This window comes from Candidatus Manganitrophus noduliformans, assembly GCF_012184425.1.
Taxonomy (GTDB): domain Bacteria; phylum Nitrospirota; class Nitrospiria; order SBBL01; family Manganitrophaceae; genus Manganitrophus; species Manganitrophus noduliformans.
The window spans coordinates 1,057,423-1,076,078 of the sequence record NZ_VTOW01000001.1 but is presented as its reverse complement, the minus strand read 5'-3'; the positions used below and the strand labels follow the sequence as shown (position 1 = coordinate 1,076,078).

The 18,656-nt window shown below is 53.5% G+C and carries 17 protein-coding genes; 6 read left to right on the top strand and 11 right to left on the bottom strand.

Features of this window, described 5'->3' with window-relative positions:
- The first annotated feature begins 1 nt into the window (after window position 1).
- The 3 genes from MNODULE_RS05280 to MNODULE_RS05270 all read left to right on the top strand — a co-directional run bounded on the left by MNODULE_RS05280 (window position 2) and on the right by MNODULE_RS05270 (window position 1,569).
- A complete protein-coding gene (locus tag MNODULE_RS05280) occupies window positions 2–667 on the top strand; it encodes a hypothetical protein (RefSeq protein WP_168058405.1) in 666 nt (221 codons plus the stop codon).
- A gap of 105 nt (window positions 668–772) precedes the next feature.
- On the top strand, window positions 773–1,249 hold the full coding sequence (locus MNODULE_RS05275; protein ID WP_168058404.1) for a MerR family DNA-binding protein: 477 nt from the start codon (window positions 773–775) through the stop codon (window positions 1,247–1,249).
- Window positions 1,246–1,569 (top strand): antibiotic biosynthesis monooxygenase family protein, encoded by a 324-nt coding sequence (locus tag MNODULE_RS05270; RefSeq protein ID WP_168058403.1) that lies wholly within the window; start codon window positions 1,246–1,248, stop codon window positions 1,567–1,569. Before MNODULE_RS05275 ends, MNODULE_RS05270 begins: the two co-directional genes overlap by 4 nt.
- 243 nt (window positions 1,570–1,812) lie before the next feature.
- On the opposite strand, the gene MNODULE_RS05265 is transcribed toward MNODULE_RS05270, so the two are convergent.
- The 5 genes from MNODULE_RS05265 to MNODULE_RS05245 all read right to left on the bottom strand — a co-directional run bounded on the left by MNODULE_RS05265 (window position 1,813) and on the right by MNODULE_RS05245 (window position 9,807).
- Complete coding sequence (locus MNODULE_RS05265; protein ID WP_168058402.1) at window positions 1,813–3,174, bottom strand: sigma-54-dependent transcriptional regulator; 1,362 nt, start codon at window positions 3,172–3,174, stop codon at window positions 1,813–1,815.
- Window positions 3,175–3,219: 45 nt separating this feature from the next.
- Window positions 3,220–4,749: a sensor histidine kinase gene (locus MNODULE_RS05260; RefSeq protein WP_168058401.1), complete on the bottom strand. Its 1,530-nt coding sequence runs from the start codon at window positions 4,747–4,749 to the stop codon at window positions 3,220–3,222.
- Window positions 4,746–5,684, bottom strand: coding sequence for an ABC transporter substrate binding protein (locus MNODULE_RS05255; RefSeq protein ID WP_168058400.1), 939 nt, complete (start codon window positions 5,682–5,684; stop codon window positions 4,746–4,748). The genes MNODULE_RS05260 and MNODULE_RS05255 overlap by 4 nt, the downstream gene beginning before the upstream one ends.
- 72 nt (window positions 5,685–5,756) lie before the next feature.
- A complete protein-coding gene (locus tag MNODULE_RS05250; RefSeq protein WP_168058399.1) occupies window positions 5,757–7,874 on the bottom strand; it encodes a M1 family metallopeptidase in 2,118 nt (705 codons plus the stop codon).
- 46 nt (window positions 7,875–7,920) lie between these two features.
- Window positions 7,921–9,807 carry a TonB-dependent receptor plug domain-containing protein gene (locus tag MNODULE_RS05245; protein ID WP_168058398.1) on the bottom strand — a complete coding sequence of 629 codons (1,887 nt, stop codon included), beginning with the start codon at window positions 9,805–9,807 and terminating at the stop codon, window positions 7,921–7,923.
- A 91-nt stretch (window positions 9,808–9,898) separates the two neighbouring features.
- Between MNODULE_RS05245 and MNODULE_RS05240 the strand changes: the two genes are divergently transcribed.
- Complete coding sequence (locus tag MNODULE_RS05240; RefSeq protein WP_168058397.1) at window positions 9,899–10,177, top strand: hypothetical protein; 279 nt, start codon at window positions 9,899–9,901, stop codon at window positions 10,175–10,177.
- Window positions 10,178–10,345: 168 nt separating this feature from the next.
- On the opposite strand, the gene MNODULE_RS05235 is transcribed toward MNODULE_RS05240, so the two are convergent.
- Window positions 10,346–10,672, bottom strand: coding sequence for a helix-turn-helix domain-containing protein (locus MNODULE_RS05235; protein WP_168058396.1), 327 nt, complete (start codon window positions 10,670–10,672; stop codon window positions 10,346–10,348).
- Window positions 10,673–11,202: 530 nt separating this feature from the next.
- Here MNODULE_RS05235 and MNODULE_RS05230 point away from each other — a divergent pair.
- Window positions 11,203–11,727 carry a 3'-5' exonuclease gene (locus tag MNODULE_RS05230; protein ID WP_168058395.1) on the top strand — a complete coding sequence of 175 codons (525 nt, stop codon included), beginning with the start codon at window positions 11,203–11,205 and terminating at the stop codon, window positions 11,725–11,727.
- Here the strand turns inward: MNODULE_RS05230 and MNODULE_RS05225 are convergent.
- The 5 genes from MNODULE_RS05225 to MNODULE_RS05205 form a co-directional block, all read right to left on the bottom strand.
- Entirely contained in the window at window positions 11,720–11,992 is a 273-nt protein-coding gene (locus MNODULE_RS05225) for a hypothetical protein (protein ID WP_168058394.1), read from the bottom strand. The genes MNODULE_RS05230 and MNODULE_RS05225 overlap by 8 nt on opposite strands.
- Before the next feature lie 688 nt (window positions 11,993–12,680).
- Window positions 12,681–13,076 carry a hypothetical protein gene (locus tag MNODULE_RS05220; RefSeq protein WP_168058393.1) on the bottom strand — a complete coding sequence of 132 codons (396 nt, stop codon included), beginning with the start codon at window positions 13,074–13,076 and terminating at the stop codon, window positions 12,681–12,683.
- On the bottom strand, window positions 13,073–15,004 hold the full coding sequence (locus MNODULE_RS05215) for an AAA family ATPase (RefSeq protein WP_168058392.1): 1,932 nt from the start codon (window positions 15,002–15,004) through the stop codon (window positions 13,073–13,075). The genes MNODULE_RS05220 and MNODULE_RS05215 overlap by 4 nt, the downstream gene beginning before the upstream one ends.
- A complete protein-coding gene (locus tag MNODULE_RS05210; protein WP_168058391.1) occupies window positions 15,001–15,174 on the bottom strand; it encodes a hypothetical protein in 174 nt (57 codons plus the stop codon). Before MNODULE_RS05210 ends, MNODULE_RS05215 begins: the two co-directional genes overlap by 4 nt.
- A 20-nt stretch (window positions 15,175–15,194) precedes the next feature.
- Entirely contained in the window at window positions 15,195–17,345 is a 2,151-nt protein-coding gene (locus tag MNODULE_RS05205) for a DEAD/DEAH box helicase family protein (protein WP_168058390.1), read from the bottom strand.
- Window positions 17,346–17,540: 195 nt separating this feature from the next.
- On the opposite strand from MNODULE_RS05205, the gene dndB reads away from it, so the two are divergent.
- Window positions 17,541–18,656 carry a DNA sulfur modification protein DndB gene (gene dndB / locus MNODULE_RS05200; protein ID WP_168058389.1) on the top strand — a complete coding sequence of 372 codons (1,116 nt, stop codon included), beginning with the start codon at window positions 17,541–17,543 and terminating at the stop codon, window positions 18,654–18,656.

The window sequence follows — 18,656 nt, the reverse complement described above, 5'->3', positions numbered from 1 at the left end:
CATGAAAAGAAATACATTACTGTGGGTCTCCCTCTGCTTCATCGGGATCGGTCTGATCGGGATCGCCGCCACCGGAATCGGGAATCAGGGTAGGGTCTGGAGGATGGGAGGTCCCATGATGGGCGGGATGATGGATCAGAGGCTGATGAACGAAATGATGCGGAAGATGATGGGAGGAATCCTTCCGGCAGGCGTCACCCTCCAGGATCTTCCAGATCCCGCCAGCCCGGGGGCAAAACTTCTTTCCACCTATTGTGCTCAGTGCCACAATTTGCCCTCTCCCCGAATGCATACCGAAGAAGATTGGCCTCGTATCGCCGAACGGATGCTGGCGCGGGATCGGATGATGGCCAGCATGCCGGGGATGATGCAGGTCAGATCTCCGACGGCCGAAGAGGGAGAGGTCCTGGTAGACTATTTGAAGGCCCACGCCATGAAAGGTTTGCCCCCAGGTCTCGTTCCGGAACCGGATTCTCCAGGAGCGGTCCTTTTTCAACAGACCTGCGGCCAGTGCCACACCCTGCCGGATCCCAGGCAGCACACCGCGCCCGAATGGCCCGGCATCGTCGAGCGGATGCAGTCCAACATGCAGGTTATGGGAAAACGGGTCATCACCGAGCGAGAAAAGGTCGAGATCACCGGTTATCTGTCCAAACATGCCGGATAAACATGTGGTCTTTCCAAGGTGGCTTACCTTTTTTGTCTCATTCAAAAAAAGCTTGACCTTGGATACGGTTCCAAGATCTAGAATGTTTACTGAGGGAGGCCAAGCATGTCGCTTCACAAATTAACGGTCAGCCAACTTGCTCGTATCGCCGGCGTGGGGCCGGATAGTATCCGCCACTATGAGCGAATCGGACTCGTGCCGAGGGCGGAGCGCTCTCCCGCCGGATACCGCCTCTGGAGTGCGCGAGAAGTCCAGTACCTCAAGTGGGTGGCCCCAGCCAAGCGGGCAGGTTTCACGCTTCATGAGCTGGCCGAAATCTTTCGGATGTACCGCGCGGGAAGTCCCCCATGCCGCACAGTTCGGGATCTCCTCCAGCAGAAGGTCGCTGATCTCGATCGGGTAATTGACGATCTGTCGACGCTGCGCACCCATCTAAGACGAGTGCTCATTCGATGGAAAGGACGACTCGGCCGGGCCTCGTCCGGCGACTTCGTGCCTCTCTTTGATGACCTGTACGACGTCCCTGTCACACAATCAACAGCGGCTTTGAAGCGGAAAGGCCGCAAAGGAGGAAAGTCATGATGCACACTCTGGTGAGTTTTTATGTCCAGCCATCCAAGGTCCAGGAGTTCGAATCCCTTCATCGCGCGCTTGCACAGTTGATAAGCGGCCAACCCGGATGCATTGAGGTCAAGGTTCACCGGTCGCTGAAGCATCCTCGGGAGTATGTGGTCTACGGAACCTGGGAAAGCAAAGAGGCCTGGGAGCGCGCGCATCAGACCGCAGAATTTAAGACAGCGTTTCAGAATCTGCCGATCGAAGAGCACACGCTTTCAAGCGCGAGCTTCTTTGAGTTGGCCTACGCCTATAAGGGAGGGGGTGGCGCGGTTTGTCCTGAATGATGCGCCATATGGCTTTGGAAAGGCGCACAAGACACTCCGACTGGTAATAACTACCCGGCACTTCGTCCCCACCGCATAAAGGACGAGCATCGATCTCTTGCCGTCGCCGATGTGGTGGTAAGAGAGCCGAAGGCCCTGGATGGCTCGCTTCCTCCGTCATTCCCTGGGCGAAAAAGAACCTTCCGGACAGTGCCACCTATCCGGATTGAAAGGGACGTTCGCGCTCATATTGGCAGGCATCGACTACGAATCGGTCGACTTGTTCTGGAGGGGGAGATGGGTCTGTAACCCGAGGTTTTTTATTCTTCGCAGGAAATCGGTCCGATGGAGCCCGAGCCGCTTGGCCGCCTCGGTCCGGTTGCCATGACATTCCCTCAACGCGGAGAGAATAATCTGTTTCTGGTATTCAAGGAGTTGCTCATGATAACGACCCTGCGGCGACTCCTTTAGATCATCAGCCAGGAAGGGGAGGTCGCTCTCGCCGATCGTTCCATCCGTCGAGATCACCGTGGCCCGCTCAATGACATTCCTCAACTCCCGGACGTTTCCGGGCCAGTGATATTCCATCAAGCGCTCCAGGGCTTCCGGCGTGATGGTGAAACCGTTCCGGGATTGCTTGCAGGCCATCTGCGACAGAAAATGGCCGACCAGGTCAGGGATGCTCTCTCTCCACTCCCTGAGCGGGGGGATGTACAGCGAATAGACATTGAGGCGGAAGAAGAGATCCGGACGGAACCTTCCCTCCTTGGTCTCCGCCTGCAAATTGCGGTTGGTCGCTGCAACGACCCGCACGTCCGTCTCCCGCTCCTTGACGCCGCCGACGCGGGTATAGGTGTGCATCTCCAGGAATCGCAAGAGTTTGGCCTGAAGCGCATACGGCATCTCTCCGATCTCGTCCAAAAAGAGGGTCCCCCCGTCGGCCGACTCCACTTTCCCTTGCTTGACCTTGTGGGCACCGGTGAAGGCGCCTGACTCGTGGCCGAAGAGATCGTCATCAATCAGCTGCTCGGTGAAGTTGGCGCAGCTCACCGCGACAAAAGGGCCATCGCGCCTCGGACTTACCGCGTGAAGATACCTTGCCAAGATTTCTTTGCCGGTTCCAGTCTCACCGAGAAGCAGCACCGTGGTGTCTGTCTGGGCCAGACGCCGGCAGGCCTCCAGGCAGGAAGTCATCTGCTTGCTTTTGCCGACGATCGGGGGTGTAAATCCATCGGTCCTTCCCGCCGATCTCCGCTTCAAACCTCTCAGCTCAAGCGCCTTTTTGATCCGCGCGACCAGATCGCTCATCTCTCCCGGCTTGGGGACGAAGTCGCAGGCCCCCTTCTGCATCGCCTGGACCGCCTTCTCGATGGTCCCATGTCCGGAGATCATGATGACCTCCACCGCATCCCCCATCTGGGCGATCTCGTCGAGCAGGGCCAAACCATCCCCATCCGGAAGTTGCAGATCGAGCAGGATCAGGTCGAGCTCCCGGCTCTTCAATATCTGGCGGGCTTCCGCGCATGATCCGGCCTCGGTGATCCGATAACCGAGATGGGCCAAATAATCGCGAAGAGAAAACCGATAACCTTGATCATCATCCACAATCAGAATGCGAGCAGACATACTTTCCCCGAAATGAATATTAACCGAAGACAATGCCGCGACGGCTCACACCCTTTTTTCCACATGCGCGGGTGAATTGGGCAGCGTAAAGTAGAAGGCGGTTCCTTTTCCCTCCTCCGCCGTGTACCAGATCCGGCCGCCGTGCAGCTCGACCAGATAGCGACTGATATACAGCCCGACACCGCCTCCTTTCTTTACATCGGACGACAACGGCTCCAAAAGGAGTTTGGGCTGTATCTCCTTGGGGATTCCCATGCCGGCATCCCTGACGCCGATGACGACCTCGGATCCGGTCTCTGTCGCTTCGAGCGTCACCGCGCCGCCCGGAGGGCTCGCCTTGATGGCATTGTGGATCAGATTGAAGAGGATCTGGTCCACCAGGACCATGTCGGCCTGAACCGTCTTCCCGAAGACCGAGTCCCCAAGGATGCAGGCGACCTGTCTCTCTTCCTGAAATGCGAGGAGCGCAAAGCAGACTTGCCGGACCACGTCCGACACGCGCACCGGGCAACGATCGATCTGAACGTGGCCGGTCCTGGCGACGGCATGCTGGAGCATGGCCGCGATCACCCGGTTCACCCGGTCGGTATTGCTCTTGATCAGGGCCAGATACTCCTTTTGACGATCGGTGACCGGTCCGGGGACCCCGTCCTGAAGGCCCGCAATCAGATTCGAGACGGTCCCAAGAGGGGTCTTCACCTCATGGGAGAGAAGCCTGAGAAAATCATTTCTCTGGTTCAGGACATCGCTCAATAACGTGTTCATCTCCTCCAGATCCGACCGCTTGTTCACGGAGTCCTTCAAGTGGCGCTGCAGTTCGACGATCCGGTCGGTTTTCTCGTCAAGGGACCTTTTCATCGATGCCATCAGGCTCAAGACCATCGCGATCTCATCCTCGGACGGCAATCCCCTTTCCCCCGCCGCATCGCCGTCGGCGAGCCGCCGGGCATGGTCGGCCATGCGGCGCAGCGGGGAGACCATGGCCCCGAAGAGGGCCCAACCGAGCAGCAACCCCGCCCCCAGCACCCCTCCCAAAATAAGCGCCGTCCGGACCAGCAGGGTTTGAACCTGAGCAAAGACCGGCTCGACCGACAACAGGACGACCGCCTGGCCGTTCTCCCGGCGCTCTCTCTCCGTCCGGAAGGGAATCCCATCCGTCAGGGCCTCCCCCTGGAATTGAATCGAAGCATGCGATTCGACGGCCCGAAGACCGTCGGCCGTCACGAGGCGCGAGGCGCCGCTGACGATCTTCTCCGGCGCATCCGTCGATTCGATCCGGATCGCTTTGCTTCGATAATTTTTATCCCCCAGGCGGATCGCTGCGGAGAGGATGTCCGGCTGCCCTTCGATCTCCTCCAGAATTTCCTGCAGCGCCGTGTCATCCCCCGCATAGAGCGGCCCGCGCGCCTGCTCCGCCAGCCTGCCTGCGACGGTTTGGGACCGCTTGACCGCCCCTTCGAGCAAGGTCCGCCTCCCTTCGGAAAAGAGATGGAAGGCGAGAAGGACGGTGCAGGCCGTCAGCCACAGGGCCCCGAATAAAACCAGTCGCTTTCGAATGCTCAGCTTCGAGATCATGGCATCCTCAGATCCGGATCTGTCGGATAGATACGGTCGGCGAACGCCAGGAACGTTCCCCCGACAGGAAGATTCAGAATCCGGGCGACCCGGACATTAATGAACGTGTCGAGCTGCCTCGGCGGCTGGATCCTCAGAGGCCTCTCCCCGGAGATGACACGTCTTGCCGTCTCCGCGGCCTGCCGGCCCATGTCTTCGTAATTGCCGGCCACCGAAAGGACCGCTCCATTCTTGGTCAGCGCCTCAGAAAAACCGAGAATCGGGAGACGCTCGTCGATGGAATACTCGATGATGGCCCGCGCCGACAGAGAATCGATGAAGCTCCCGTCCGGAAGAAGCCAGAGCGCGTCGAACTGCGACCGCATCGTCCGGAGGACGGGGGCGATCTCGGACGGCTTCCGGATGATCATCGGAACCAGTTGAATCGATGTGTCCCTGAAATGGGCGACGAGCGCTTCAACGAGGGCCCCCGTCCTCTCCGGATTGTAGGGGATCGCGATCCGGCTCCTTGGGAACACCTGCCGGATCCGATCATACGCCTCCCTCGGGAGGGGATGCATCGAGATCCCCCACGATTGCGGGACCTCCAATCCGTCTTCATGGTCGATGACCAGACAGAAAACGACGGGTGCGTCGATCGGATTCGCCTTGAGGGCAAGGATCGCCTGGCTTCCGATGGCGATCACCGCCCTGGGGGAAACCAGAGAGACCTTCTCCATCGTATGGAGCATCCGATCCGGGCTTTCATCCAGGAGATAAGTCAGCGTGCGATGACCGCTCAGGGCCTCCCTTGCTCCCTTCGCCGCGCTCTGATACGGCGCGATATCGGCGCCGACCAGGATCGCGATCGGGCGCTCCGAGCCTTCCGCAGATCGCCACTGCAGAGAGACAAGGGCGACGATGATGATCAGGATCGATACGACTTTGGTGCGCACATGACCTCTCTTGTAGAACGAAGCGTGACTCGGAAACGGATATCGGGCTGGTTCACTCATCCCTAACCAGCCCTATCCCTGAGAAAACGAGACGTGGAGCGGCCTTTCGTTCGACTTCCACTCTCCCCGGAACGGCGACTTCCCCTCGCGGAGCAGCACATAGCTCGACGCCGTAAAGTATCCCAACCGCATCGCCAACGACCCGAAGCCGTCACGGCTGTATCCGACGATCCAGACGACCGGCTGATCGCTCCCCTTCGGACCCCGCCAGGCCAGGACGGCCGCCTCTTTCCCGCCAGCCACCCTGGCCCCTTCGATCGCGAGCGATCCCCCCTCCCATTTCCAGGGGACCCCTTGGGGCGACCACCCTCCGATCTCTCCGGTTTCTGAAGGGGGCCCCATCAGGAGGGTCGGACCTTCCGCCTCCTCCACCCTTCGGATCTCGCGATATCTGATCTCGGAGACCTCCAAGAAATACTCGTAGATCCCGCGCTCTTCCTCGCTGAGGGCCTCCGAGAAGACGACCGGAAGCTCCGCATCGGTCTCCAAAACGGAGGCGATCGTCGTTGGCAGCTCTTCGGAAAGGAGCTTTCGAAGAACGATATAGTCCGGATCGACAGTCACGGCCTGAATCGTCGAAGGGGCCTTCAATATCACCGTCTGCGGAGAGCCGTTCACCGCGACAACCGTTGTGATCGTCTCGCCATCCGTCTTGATCTCGATCGGCACCTCGTATCGGAAAGGCGGTTCGGAGATCAACGTGAGGGATGCCTCGCGTCGATCCGGACTAAGATTCGCCTTTTCGATCCGGAGGGTCGGGGCGCCCGCGCCGTAGATCCATTGGCGGAAAAACTCGTCCAGCGAACCTCCAGAGGCCGATTCAAATACCGATTGCAGATCCCTCCATGACGCCGCCCGGAACATTCTCTCTTTCGCCAGACGCCGCAAGGCCTGATCGAAACGATCCCGGCCCAGTTGCCGTTCGAGCATCCCGAAGACGAACGCCCCCTTCTCATAGCCGACCGCCATCTGCTCCGGGGTCTCCCTTTCCTGAAAGTCGGTCAGGCTAGGCTCCGGGCCGGATCGTGTGTAGATGGAATAGTGCTCCAGCAGCCCCCGCCGCGCCGCGGCACCCCCCTGCCGCTCGATCGAGAAGTGATGATCGATCAGATAGGTCACCAGCCCCTCCGACCAGTTGCCCTGATCGATATCGACATAAACGCCGTTCCCGAACCAGTTGTGGAGGATCTCGTGGCCCAGACTGGTCTGAGGTAGATTCGGGATGCGCAGGAGCCTCTCACCGATCAAGGTGAAGCCGGGGAATCCCAACCCCTCCATGAGCGGGGTCGCCACCACCGACATCGCCTCATAGGGATAGGGGCCGAATCGCTCCTGAAACGTCTTGAGGTGCGCCTTCATGGCCTCGAAATAGATCTTCTCCAGTTCAGGATCTTCTTTTGTAAAGAAGGTATAGAGCGCGATCGATCCGGCCTGTTGTTTCTTGACATGATAGGGTCCGCTGACAAGATTGATCTCATCGGTCGGCCGGCGCATTCTGAAGAGCGTATAGTCCCTCTTTGAAATGAATCCGCCCGGAGGAATCTTCTCTCCGGCGCTGATCACCTCCTGTCCGGCCGGCGAGTGGACCTTCAGGTCGTAGGTGATCAGGGCCGTCTGTTCCGGGATTCTTAGATACCAATGGGCGTTCGAGAGCAACAACGCGGCATCTTTGTTGATGTAGGCCCGCACTTCGGTCCCGCGGTGGCGTGCATCGCTGAAATCGATCGGGGGAAAGCTCCCGTGATATCTCACAGTGATTTTGACGGTCTTCCCGACCGACTCCTCCGGAAGCCGGACGGCGACCGTGTCCCTCTCTTCCTTGTCCGTTTCGACGACGGCATGCTGCAGGGGTTGATCCCGGTAAGCGATCGACTCGATCTGCATCGCTTTATTGAGATGCAACTTGACATCGGCGGCGACCACGAACATCTCGATTTCATCCACCACGCGTATCTGGCCGGAGGAAAGCTCCAGATGAAGCGTCAGATCGTGGTGGCGGATCGTATTTCCCCGGACCGCCTCGTTTTGGAATTCCCCCGCAATCGAAGGGGTCGGTCGAGAAGAACGTTGACCTGCACAGGCCGAAAGAAAAAAAAGAATGATGAAAAGGTAACCTGATCGAATCTTCATACAAGACTCCCTTTGTGTGATCCGTGACGACATCGGGCTGAATCGTTCAGACTCGGTAATTGATCGTGAATATCAGCTCCATCGGTATCTCTTCCCCGAGCGCGGGAAGTTCACGGTGTTTCCTGTTGGTGAAGTTGTAGGCCTCGATCTGCCCGCCCAGGCTCTTCGTGAATTGATAGCCCAGGAAGAGATTCAGGGTATAGTAGGCCTCCTGAACCGGCGAGAAATCCGGACCGCTGGGGAACGGCCACTCGGCCCGATCCCGGTAATGCACCGTCAGCGCCCCCGTCAGCCGGTCGCTGTAGAGAAGCCCCGCGTTTACCTGGTTCGGCGCGGTCGCCCTGTTCTCGACCCCGTTCTCGCGGAATTTACGATAACCGTAATTCGCGATCAGACGGAGGGAGGAGGTCAGCTCATATTGTCCCCATAACTCCCCTCCTCCGCCTTCGACCTTGTCGTTTGAATTGACGAAGGTGAGGGTGTCGGGGGGAACGAACGCCGCCCGAATGAAGCGGTCGGTGACGACATAAAAGAGATCGAGCCCCAGCGTCAGGCCGGGGACAAACCGCCCGAGATACCCGGCCTCGTACCAGATCGATTCCTCCGGCTTCAGATCTCTGTTCCCCTTGATGAAGACCGTCGCGTCGGGCCCCTCCAGAATCGCAAGATCGAGAAAGTTGTCCGCCAGGGTCGGATTCCGGTAACCGACATTGACGGCGGCCTTCAGCATATGCTTCGGATGGATCTGATAGGAGAGCCCCGCCCGAGGAGAAAATTGATATCCTGCCTCCTCATGATAGTCCAGGCGGCCGGCCAGTCGGAGGAGGAGACGATCGGTTACGTTGTACTGCTCATCCAGAAAGAGGCCGGCCGTGACCTGGCCTTCTTCGCCCCCGATGCTGTCGGCCTTGACCTCGGTGAACCGGACCGTCCCGCCCCAGGAGAAGCTGCTCCTCCCGAACCGAATGACCCGATGGACCGCTTCGAGATCGTAGAGGTTTTGCGTCCGGGTACTCACGAACTCTCCGGTTTCCGGATCATTCGAATCGATCTTGCGGTGGTTCCAGTACGATCGGATCGAATACGACGGATGCTCGTACTCCAGCCGGAGATGATCGGTCGATTGATCGTTGCGAAGAAGGATCCCGGAGGTCGTCGTCTGAAGAAGCTCTCCCCTGTTCGTCCCGCCCCCCAACCTCAGTTCGGCCCCTCCGGAGAGTTCCTTCGCGACCACCGTATTGAAGCGCCAGGTCCGAGCTCCCTGATCATCGGACAAAGAGATATCCGCGAAACGATCCCAGATCTCCGCCTGGTCGTAACCGCCGGTCACCTTCCATTTATAAAGCCCCTCCGATGAGCCTGCCGCGATCCGCTGACGAAAACCTTCACGCCCGGCGAAGGAGGTGTTTGACTCGAACGGCGGGAGGGCCTCCGGTGGTCTCGTGATGATGTTGATGACGCTTCTGGCCGCGTTCGCCCCGTGGATGGCCGACGCCGCCCCCCGGAGAACCTCGATCTTCCCCACATCTTGCGGAAAGATGTCGAGCGTTTCCCACTCCACGCTTCCCGAAAAGTCATCATAGACCGTCCGGCCGTCTACCAGGACCAGGACATCCCTTGGACGGAAATTGCCCCGATTAGCAAAGCCCCGTATGCCAACCGTGAATTCGGTCCTGGTGATTTGAAGGACATCGATCCCGGGAAAGAGGCGGAGGACCTGGGGGAGATACCTCGCGCTGAGCGGCCGAAGGTGATCCGAGGAGACCACAGAAACAGCCGTCGGCGCCGTCCGGATCGCTTCGACCCGCTTCGATGCGGTGAAAACGCGATTCTCGGAGGCGAGGAGAGCGAGTTCGTTATAAAAGCCCGTCGTTTTCAACTCGGATTCCCAGGTTCCATCCTCATCCTTTACCTCTTCCGCTTTCGATAACATCTTGGACTCAATCTCCTCGCCCCAAACCGAGGCTTGGACGCTGCATAACAGAATCATGGAAACAAAGAGTAGTCGTCTTTGGTATCGGAGCATGGCAATCATTTTTCCTCCATCGGGTTATCTTCCGGTTCGTAAGATCAAGAAGCAGAGACGGAGCGCCTATCAGCAACTCCTGTACCAAACACGGTATACCCCGGAAGTCGATGGTTCTCAGCGGCGCATCATCGATGAAATTTTCGGACGGAGGATTCAAAAACCTTCGGCGTTTCATATGCTTCCGCGCCACGGTCCGACAACGGTGATTCATAAAAGCGGAGGATATCCGAAAACCGCAATCAAGATGCGATCCGTCGAGAGAGAGCAGGCGTAGCGAAGATGCGACACCCCCTCCTTGACCGAGATGCCATTGAACTGAAAATGCCTTTAAATTCAATTAAATCGGATGTGTGTAGCAGATCCGCGACTGAAAAGTCGCTGATCCGCTACAGTAAAAAGTCGGGGATCGACATTCTCCCTCGACGGAAAATTTCAAACCGATTTATATTAGAATCGCCCTTAAAACCTTTACCGCAATCTTCAACTGCTCCTCGGTCGCCTCCTTCATCAAACTGTTCAACACCTCTCTCAACTCACTGGAATTTCCGGACTCATGAGCGAATTCAAAAAAGTCCTTCATTTCGATATTCAATGCCTTGGCCAGTTTCGCCAGCCTATCCAAAGAGGGATAGCTTCCACCCACCTCGATTCGGCTGAGGTGTTTGGCTTCGATTCCGACCCTTTCGGCGAGATCCTCTTGTGACAACCCCCTCGCTTTCCGAATCTCTTTGATCCTGGCTCCGAGCTGCTTTCTGATTGGTTTTTTCATATGCTGTCCCAAGATGGTTAATATTCTTCTTCGGGAACAGCTTATGGAACACCATAATATGTCGAGTTACGTTTAATACTCTACATTTAAAGTATACTTATCCGTATTTTATAAAGGTCTTGTTTCCATTTATCCCCATTCCAGAGGGAATAAAACGAACCCGCCCTCCCACATGGCGCACCCAGAACCGCGTTCCTAAAACAGCTACCGCCGCCCCTTCGGAGGGGTCGGCCTCTCCGAAGACAAAGTTTTTGATCAGCGACGCAGACCAGGGCCCGCTTCACTTGGATTTAGGAGATCTTGAATCCGGGAGAAAGGGTCGACTGAATAATGAAGGATGGCAGGAATCCTAAACGAGAACAGAAGTTTGGTTTTGGGAGAGTGTGATATGAAGGCCATTTTCTCCTTGACGGAAGATCGCAAAACAATTATCGTCAAGGCCCTGCTGCGGAACATACGGATTCCAAATTGAAGCTCCCCCAGAGAGGGAGGATTCTTCGACCCGAAAGAAAGACCTTCTGGCAAGGGGAATGATTCGCTTTGTCGCAATCGATTTCGAGATCGCCGATTACGGTCCTGATAGCGCCTGCGCCGTCGCGCTGGTGACGGCGGTCGGAGGGGAGATCGTCCGGCGGGAGCAATATCTGATCCGGCCGCCGAGGCGTTCCTTTGTCTTCACATATCTTCATGGGATCGACTGGCGGCGGGTCGCCGGGGAACCGACATTCAAAGACCTGTGGCCAACTATCCGAAAGGGGCTTTCCGAAGCCGACTTCCTCGCCACCCACAACGCCCGTTTCGATCAAAGCGTACTCAACGCCTGCTGTGAGGCGGCGGGGGTCGTGCCTCCGCCTCACCGTTTCGTCTGCACCGTGAGGCTGGCCCGGTCGGCCTGGGGGATCTACCCGACCCGCCTGCCCGATGTCTGCCGCTTCCTCGGAATTCGGCTCCACCACCACGACCCCCTGTCGGATGCCGAAGCGTGCGCTCGGATCGTCCTCGCTTCTCAAAAGCATGGGAAAAAGAGCGCACTGGTCCCGATGCCGGTCAGATGATCAACTTGAACTCGGCGCGCGCCGACCATCCGGATTGCATCTTGCCTGCCGCCGAATGGGTCCCGGAAGCACCTCCCCCGGCAAAGAAGTGAAGATTGAAGTAAGAGATTTTTTGCCCTGGTCTAAGCCGCACCCCCCTTCTGGCAAGCTCCTTCGCCACGATCGCCGTCAGACTCTCTTTCTGATACTCCTCCAGAGCGAGAGACAATGTCCTTAAAACGGCCAGATCACCAGAAGGGGACCTGCCCCGATCTGAGCCAATCATGGTAGTCTTCGAACACATCCCTCGCCTTGGTGCGAGCAAGGCCTCATACTCTCCCCGATTTCTTGCCCCGGTGAGAATCTCGATCATCTCCGTCTGGGCTTTCCTGTGAAAGGCACAGCAATCGGCAAGAAGTCAGGGTTCTCAGGCTGAAGGATCAGACATCCTTTCTTTTTGATCAAAAGGTCTTCAAAACATTTCTGCTGTGATCACGGGGGAGAAGGGGAGAAAACCGATTTGGTCAGTTGGAGAAAGATCCCGGCGGGGATCATTTTAGAAGCGGGAAAGCCGTTTTCCTTCGCCGGCCTGTGGGACAGGCGGATCGATCGGAGCGGAGACGCTATTTTCCCCTTTCCCCCTTATCCTTATATAGAGGCAAAGAGGAAAATGCCATTTTAATTTCAGGGATCTGTACGCGGAAGTCGGCTTCCACGCAATAAGTACAAATTAGAAGCGCTTTTACAACGTCTAGGGATAGTAGATCGATTATTGTTCAACATTTTTCTCGACTATGGGATACCCGCTCGGGTTCATTCAATCGGTTTTAGAGCAGCTACCGAAGTGGTTCGAAGACTACAACAACCACGATCCTCACAAGGGATTGAAAATGATGGTCACCATCCTTAACCACCACTTCTTTGTGTCCGGTTTAACAGGGGCAACTCCAATCCTATCCGGACCCGGTTTTGGATTAACTCTCCTCTAGAATTTTGTTGGCTAACATAAGTGACGGCATAGTGGATGATAACAGTTCACGTTCTAGCTCCTCTATGCCAGTGTTTGCATATTCTTCTAAAAGATCTAGGATCTTTCCTTGCTCTAGCAAAATGTCGATCGGCTCACCAATGCTTAAAACCAAGGCATAAAGAAATGGGATATCTTCTTGTGATGTAAACACCGACCACGCGAAGATTGATGTTGGCTTCTCTATCGCTTTGCGAATTCCCTTCTCCACACCAATCGCAGCTGATGTAAGAAATAGATCCTTCATCGTCTTAAACGGCGACGTCGGTCCCTCTGTCAGGTGTTTATAAGTATCGTGTTTTTCAGAAGAGATATTAATACGATCACTTCTTGTATTTGTCATTTCCTTAATTCCTTCTCTGCTATTGTGGTACAGCCTGTAGCTTTATCCCAATTCAAGGTATATTCTCTTCCAATCTGAGGTTTTAGAATCTCACGCGCTTTTGAATGGAGTTCTGTTCCAGTTACGAACAGAATCAGCTGTTCAGCGAGTTCAGGTAGGTGCATGCAAATATTTTCGCGTGGTATCGCATCTAAGCGACCAAATGGCGTGTCCATTACTATTGAAGCAGAGTCATCAGATGCTCCCGACAGTGCCATAATAAAGGACAGGCTAAGCAGCTGGCGTTCTCCTGCCGAAAGTTCAGGTCGAGCGGGAGTGCCCCATCGGTCGAGAATCGTCAACTGATAATCATCAGTAAGATCCACTTTTGTAAATTGACTCTCCTTCCAAATCAGCTTCCCAAATATTTTCTGTGTTTCCTGTTCAATTTCTTTCCGTTTCTGTTTCGCAAATTTTTCATAGACTTCCGTGATCGCCTTGACTGTATCATGGATTAGAGCGAGCTTTTTCTGGATGAGTTTTGCTTTCCCTTCCAAGCCCTCAGCGGTTTCAATTTCCTGATCCAGTTGACTAATTATCTCTTTTTGATGTTGAATGTTTGCCTGCTTGTATCCAATTTCTCCGTGGAGATCATCGCATTTCTTTTGTGCCGTTTTACGCTTCCCCTCAAGTTCCTCAATCTTTTGAATGCCAACATTCATTAGCCTTGAACTAATTTCATCAGCTTCCTTTATAACTCGTGCTAAGCGGTCCTCAAGGTCTGCTTTTTTCTTTTTTAACAACCGTAATTGAAGGATGTTTTGTTCTGATTTAGTTTTGATCGCTTGCAAAAACCCTCCTGTTTCAAGTATCCGATTCTCAATATTGTTAGGCATAGCACGGTCCATCAATCCAGATAAGGTATGCCACTCCGGGCCCTCCTTAGATATTGTCCTTCCACAAATACAAACCAATTTTTCAAGCAGGTCGCGAATAAACTGCTCTCGGATCCCTGCAGGAATTTCCCCACGCCGCCTCTTCTCCTCAATGATTGCAATTGCCTTTTGAATCGCCTTTGCGCCGAGCAAAATGGCCCCTGAACTTCCAATCGCTCTGATTCCATCAAATATCATATCCAATTCTTCCTGAATTCTCTTTCCTTCGGCTTCCAACTCCTGACGTCGCTGATGATCGGTTTGAATCTCTCGCTGTTTTGAGAGTTCCTCATCGAGTTTTCCAATTAAAAGTTGAGCCGCATTCAATTCAGTTCGTGCATTCTGAAGCGCCTTCTCTTCTTTACCAAGCTCATCTTTCAGTGTTTCTTTTCTCTTCAACAACTCTTGGATGTGTTTACCCGTCTCCATTTTTTTTAGTTCTCGTTCATAGTCGTCACCGACACTTGAAATATGACCTTTTGCACGATCTAGCACCTTTAGCTTAAGAACGCCGTATACCGCCTGCTTCACCTGTTTTTCATGCTCTGGTTTTGCGAAATCATCAATTTTCTCCCCATCAAAAAGAAAGTAGGTTCGGACCTCTTTCGGCAAAATGGTATTTAAGACAAGCGTCGGATTTGGAAGCTTCTCTGAGCCCTTTCGGGTTACACAGTAGAGGTGAAGAACATCTGGCTCGTAGGTACTCCTTTTTGCCACGAAATTAGTTTCAGATTCATCGGGGCCTTTATGCTGGAACTTAAGCTCTACTTCGGCGTCGACCGTTTCGTCCTCGGTAGATTCGGAAGCCGCTTGCTTATTTACGATTTCACCGACCTTATCAATGATTCCTTCGGAACCATATAAACACCAGTTGATGGCAAGAAACATATTAGTCTTACCAGCGCCCGTCGTTCCGTTGATAACCGTGACGTTCTTTTTACCTGTGGCAAACTCAATTTCTTGTTCACCATAATATTGGCGAAAGTTTTTTATCTTAAGCTTCTTTAAGATCATTTCTTGCGCGCCTCCTGCTCGATTATTTGGCGTATATCATCTTTTACGCGCGGGCGTTCGCTGTCGATCTGCTGCTGTTCCAATTCCAATACTCTTTTTACGATTCTTTGCACGGCCGGATCATAATCCTTGAAAAAGTCTTCCAACTGCTTCCGCTTCTCTTTGACCATGCAAGGCTCCTTTCTAAGGGTCAAAAATCCAATACGTGGAATCGGCTTGCAACCTCTAGGATTTGCGCAGTAGCTTCATACTCATTGTCCGCGGCGGAGGCAAACTCCTTGAACCTGGCTAGTTCGCGTCGTAACAAGACCCGCTCACACTCTTTGAACAGAGTCTGCCCCTCCGATATTGGCGGAACAGCTATGAGATCATGAATGACGGCTCGACGTTTGTTCGGATGGAGTCTTAATATACGGCCCCGTCGCTGAATGAATTCGCGAGGATTGCTGCTGCTTGCAAGAATATAGGCGGTTTTCGTTGCTGGGAGGTCCACGCCTTCATCTAGACACTTCATCGCCACCAAGCCCTGGATCTCACCATTCTCAAAGTTCGATAGAAGCCCCTGCCGTTCTTGACGACTTTCCTCTGCGGTAAATCGTCGAACGCGCATCGAGAGTGTATCAGCTAAGAGGTGAATGACATCATCAATCTGGCCGTGCGTGCAATAAAAGAGGACGTGCGTCATTTCACTTGGTTCAGGAAGCAAGACTTTTAAAAGTGGGATTTTGCCCCTCGCGCAGTTTAAAATATTTGCCCGCTCTCGCAGAAGGAAATCCAGTTTTGTCTGCGCCCGTTCATCTTTCGAGGCCTGAACCCAAATTCTTGAGATTTGGAGAGAGATATCCTCGTATCGACCCATTTCATCTGCATCCAGGGGTACAATATGAGCGTGATACTCATAGTGGCAGAGAAATCCCCTGGCAATAGCATCTTGTAAGGGAAACGAGAACACGACCTTTCTGAAATAGTCCGTTAGAATTTGGTTTCCTGCAGGATCTAACCAACGGCCCGGTGTCGCGCTTAGACCTAGCCGAAATTGCGCATTCGGAATCAATCCTTTTGAGAATATACTGGCCCCTAGATGATGTGCCTCATCGGCGATGAGCAAAAGTGACCCTTTTATTCGCGACACAATTTCGGTAAATGTTAGCTGGCATGCCGTCGTATGGGTAACGATTACACAGATTATTCTGCGGCCCCCGGTGTTGAGATCAGTTACCTGGTCTTTTAACTTTTCCCGCCACGAAGAGGTCGACTCATAGCACTTAACCGGGAAGAGTCCAAACTCTAGGACGATGTCTTCCCATTGATCGATTAGATGGATATACGGCGCCAGGATAATAATGCCTAATGTCTGCTCTCTTTTAAAAAGCTCGACCGCGGAGCTAAGGGCCGTCACTGTTTTTCCGGTTCCAGTCGCCATTTCAAAAATACCCCGGAAGTCATTCTTAACCCACTCCTCAATGGCCGACTTCTGGTAATCCCTCAATGTAATGCTCTCTGGAACACCAAAGGAACGTTGCCTTTCCTTAAGAGGCACGACGGCCGGGCTTGGCGGGACTGACTCGGGGTCAAATAGCGGAGGGAATTCTTCTTTGAATTTTAGCAACTGTTCATATGCGGCTCTAGGAAAAGACAACACCTCAAGGCTGGGCGTTCGATCATTCCAGAGGTCGTTAAACTGCTGCTCCTTTGACACCACCCTTCCTTGAGGGTCATCCCAGGACCAAAAAATATCGAGCGTTTCAAAATTATCTACGAGTCCTCCTACTGTCTCGTTGGAAGATCCTGAGAAAGCAACTTTATGTCCCCTGGAGTCCTCAAAAATCCCGATCTTTTCGTGATAGAGGCCGCCGCGGAAGGGTGTACCAGCTTGTGGTTTTCTCACTGCGATCTTAATTTCGAGGCGCTCATTCGCAATCAGCCACGCCAAACATGAAAGTCGGTTCCGGACCAGGGTGTCCATGTCTGAATCAAAAAAGCGAATCAATGCCCTGGTGATTACGTCGTTGCGTGCCTCATAACCTTGAGAGATTGCCCTGCAGTCATCCTCATTCATATATGGGCTGGCAACCAGCATCATTTTGCCTGAGCCCCTTATAAAACTGGAAAGCCCTCGAGCAGCGATTGCCAGTCCGCCGCTGGTGAAATATCCTACCGCTCTTCGATAAAGGATTGATCGCTCCAGGCAAGGATTGTAGAAGAGGTCGACAATGCTTCCCATGTCGGAGCGATAAGTGATTCTCAGATCCAGGTCTTTCAGAAGATTCATAGGGTGAGTTTTCACACTCTGAAGACTTTCAAAATCGTCACGCTTAGGGAAAAAATACCAAGAGGCCATTAATATGAGACTGCTGAGGGGAATGATTCGCTTTTTTAACGAGGCTGTCAATCATTTTCAGACAAAAAGACGACGATTAAAAAATTCTTGACATCATTTTATACTTAATGTAATTTGTTTTTACTTCCAATAAATAAAAATAAACTTCCAAATGAAAAAACTTAACTTCCATCTTGAACCATACTATGGGTTCAAATGCATCTGGAGCCGGAAAATTTAAGTGATTCGTTTTCATATGTCTTCTCAGCACTCCGAGGTATTCAGGCCGGCCGTGAATACTTTGTTGCAATGTGTCCTCTTAATATCATTCCGAAAATATTTCTCTTCGATGAAGGTGAAATCCCTCCGAATCTGAGAGCTCAGCGGTCACTAAATCGCACTCGAATTCCAGAGATCTCGCAATACATTATCGAAAATCCGAAAGAGTATGTTTTCTCATCCATTACGGCATCGATCGACCGCGACGTCTCTTTCGAGCCTTTTGAAAAGAATGGCCCTGGGAAAAACGTCGGCCAATTGAAAATTCCAATGACGGCGAAATTTATCCTCAATGATGGCCAGCATCGAAGAGCAGCAATTGAAGAAGCCCTTAAAGAGCGACCTGGATTAGGAGAAGAAACAATCTCGGTGGTATTTTTTATTGATAAGGACCTTCAACGTAGTCAGCAGATGTTTGCGGATCTGAATCAGCATGCCGTTCGGCCGACCAAATCACTTGGGATCCTCTATGATCACCGAGATCCGCTGTCACAACTTTCAAGAAAGCTCCTGGAGCGGGTCTCGATTTTTAAAGGAATGACGGAAACCGAGAAAACGACAATATCGAATCGCTCGATAAAGCTTTTTACTCTGAGCAGCATTTATCAAGGAACCAGAGCCCTGCTCAATAAACCGACGAATGGCCAGATTTCATCACAAGAAGAGGCCCTGGCTATCGATTTTTGGACAGAGATCAGCAAATACATTCCAGAGTGGCAACTCGCCCAGCAGAAAGAAGTGAGCGCTGCGGAGCTGCGTCGAGATTACATCCATGCGCATGGGATCGCTCTCCATACTCTTGGAATCGTGGGATCGTCTCTAATCGCCGCAGAGCCAAAACGATGGAAAGAGCGCCTAAAGCTATTGACAAAGGTAGACTGGTCACGATCTAATACCAGACTTTGGGAAGGTCGGGCGATGATTGGCGGCCGTGTCAGCAAGGCCCACAATAATGTTATATTAACAGCGGCAGCTCTTAAACTGACGCTCGAACTGCCTCTCTCACCTGAAGAGAAAAAGGTTGATTCACACTTCAAAAAGCGCGGGGGCTGA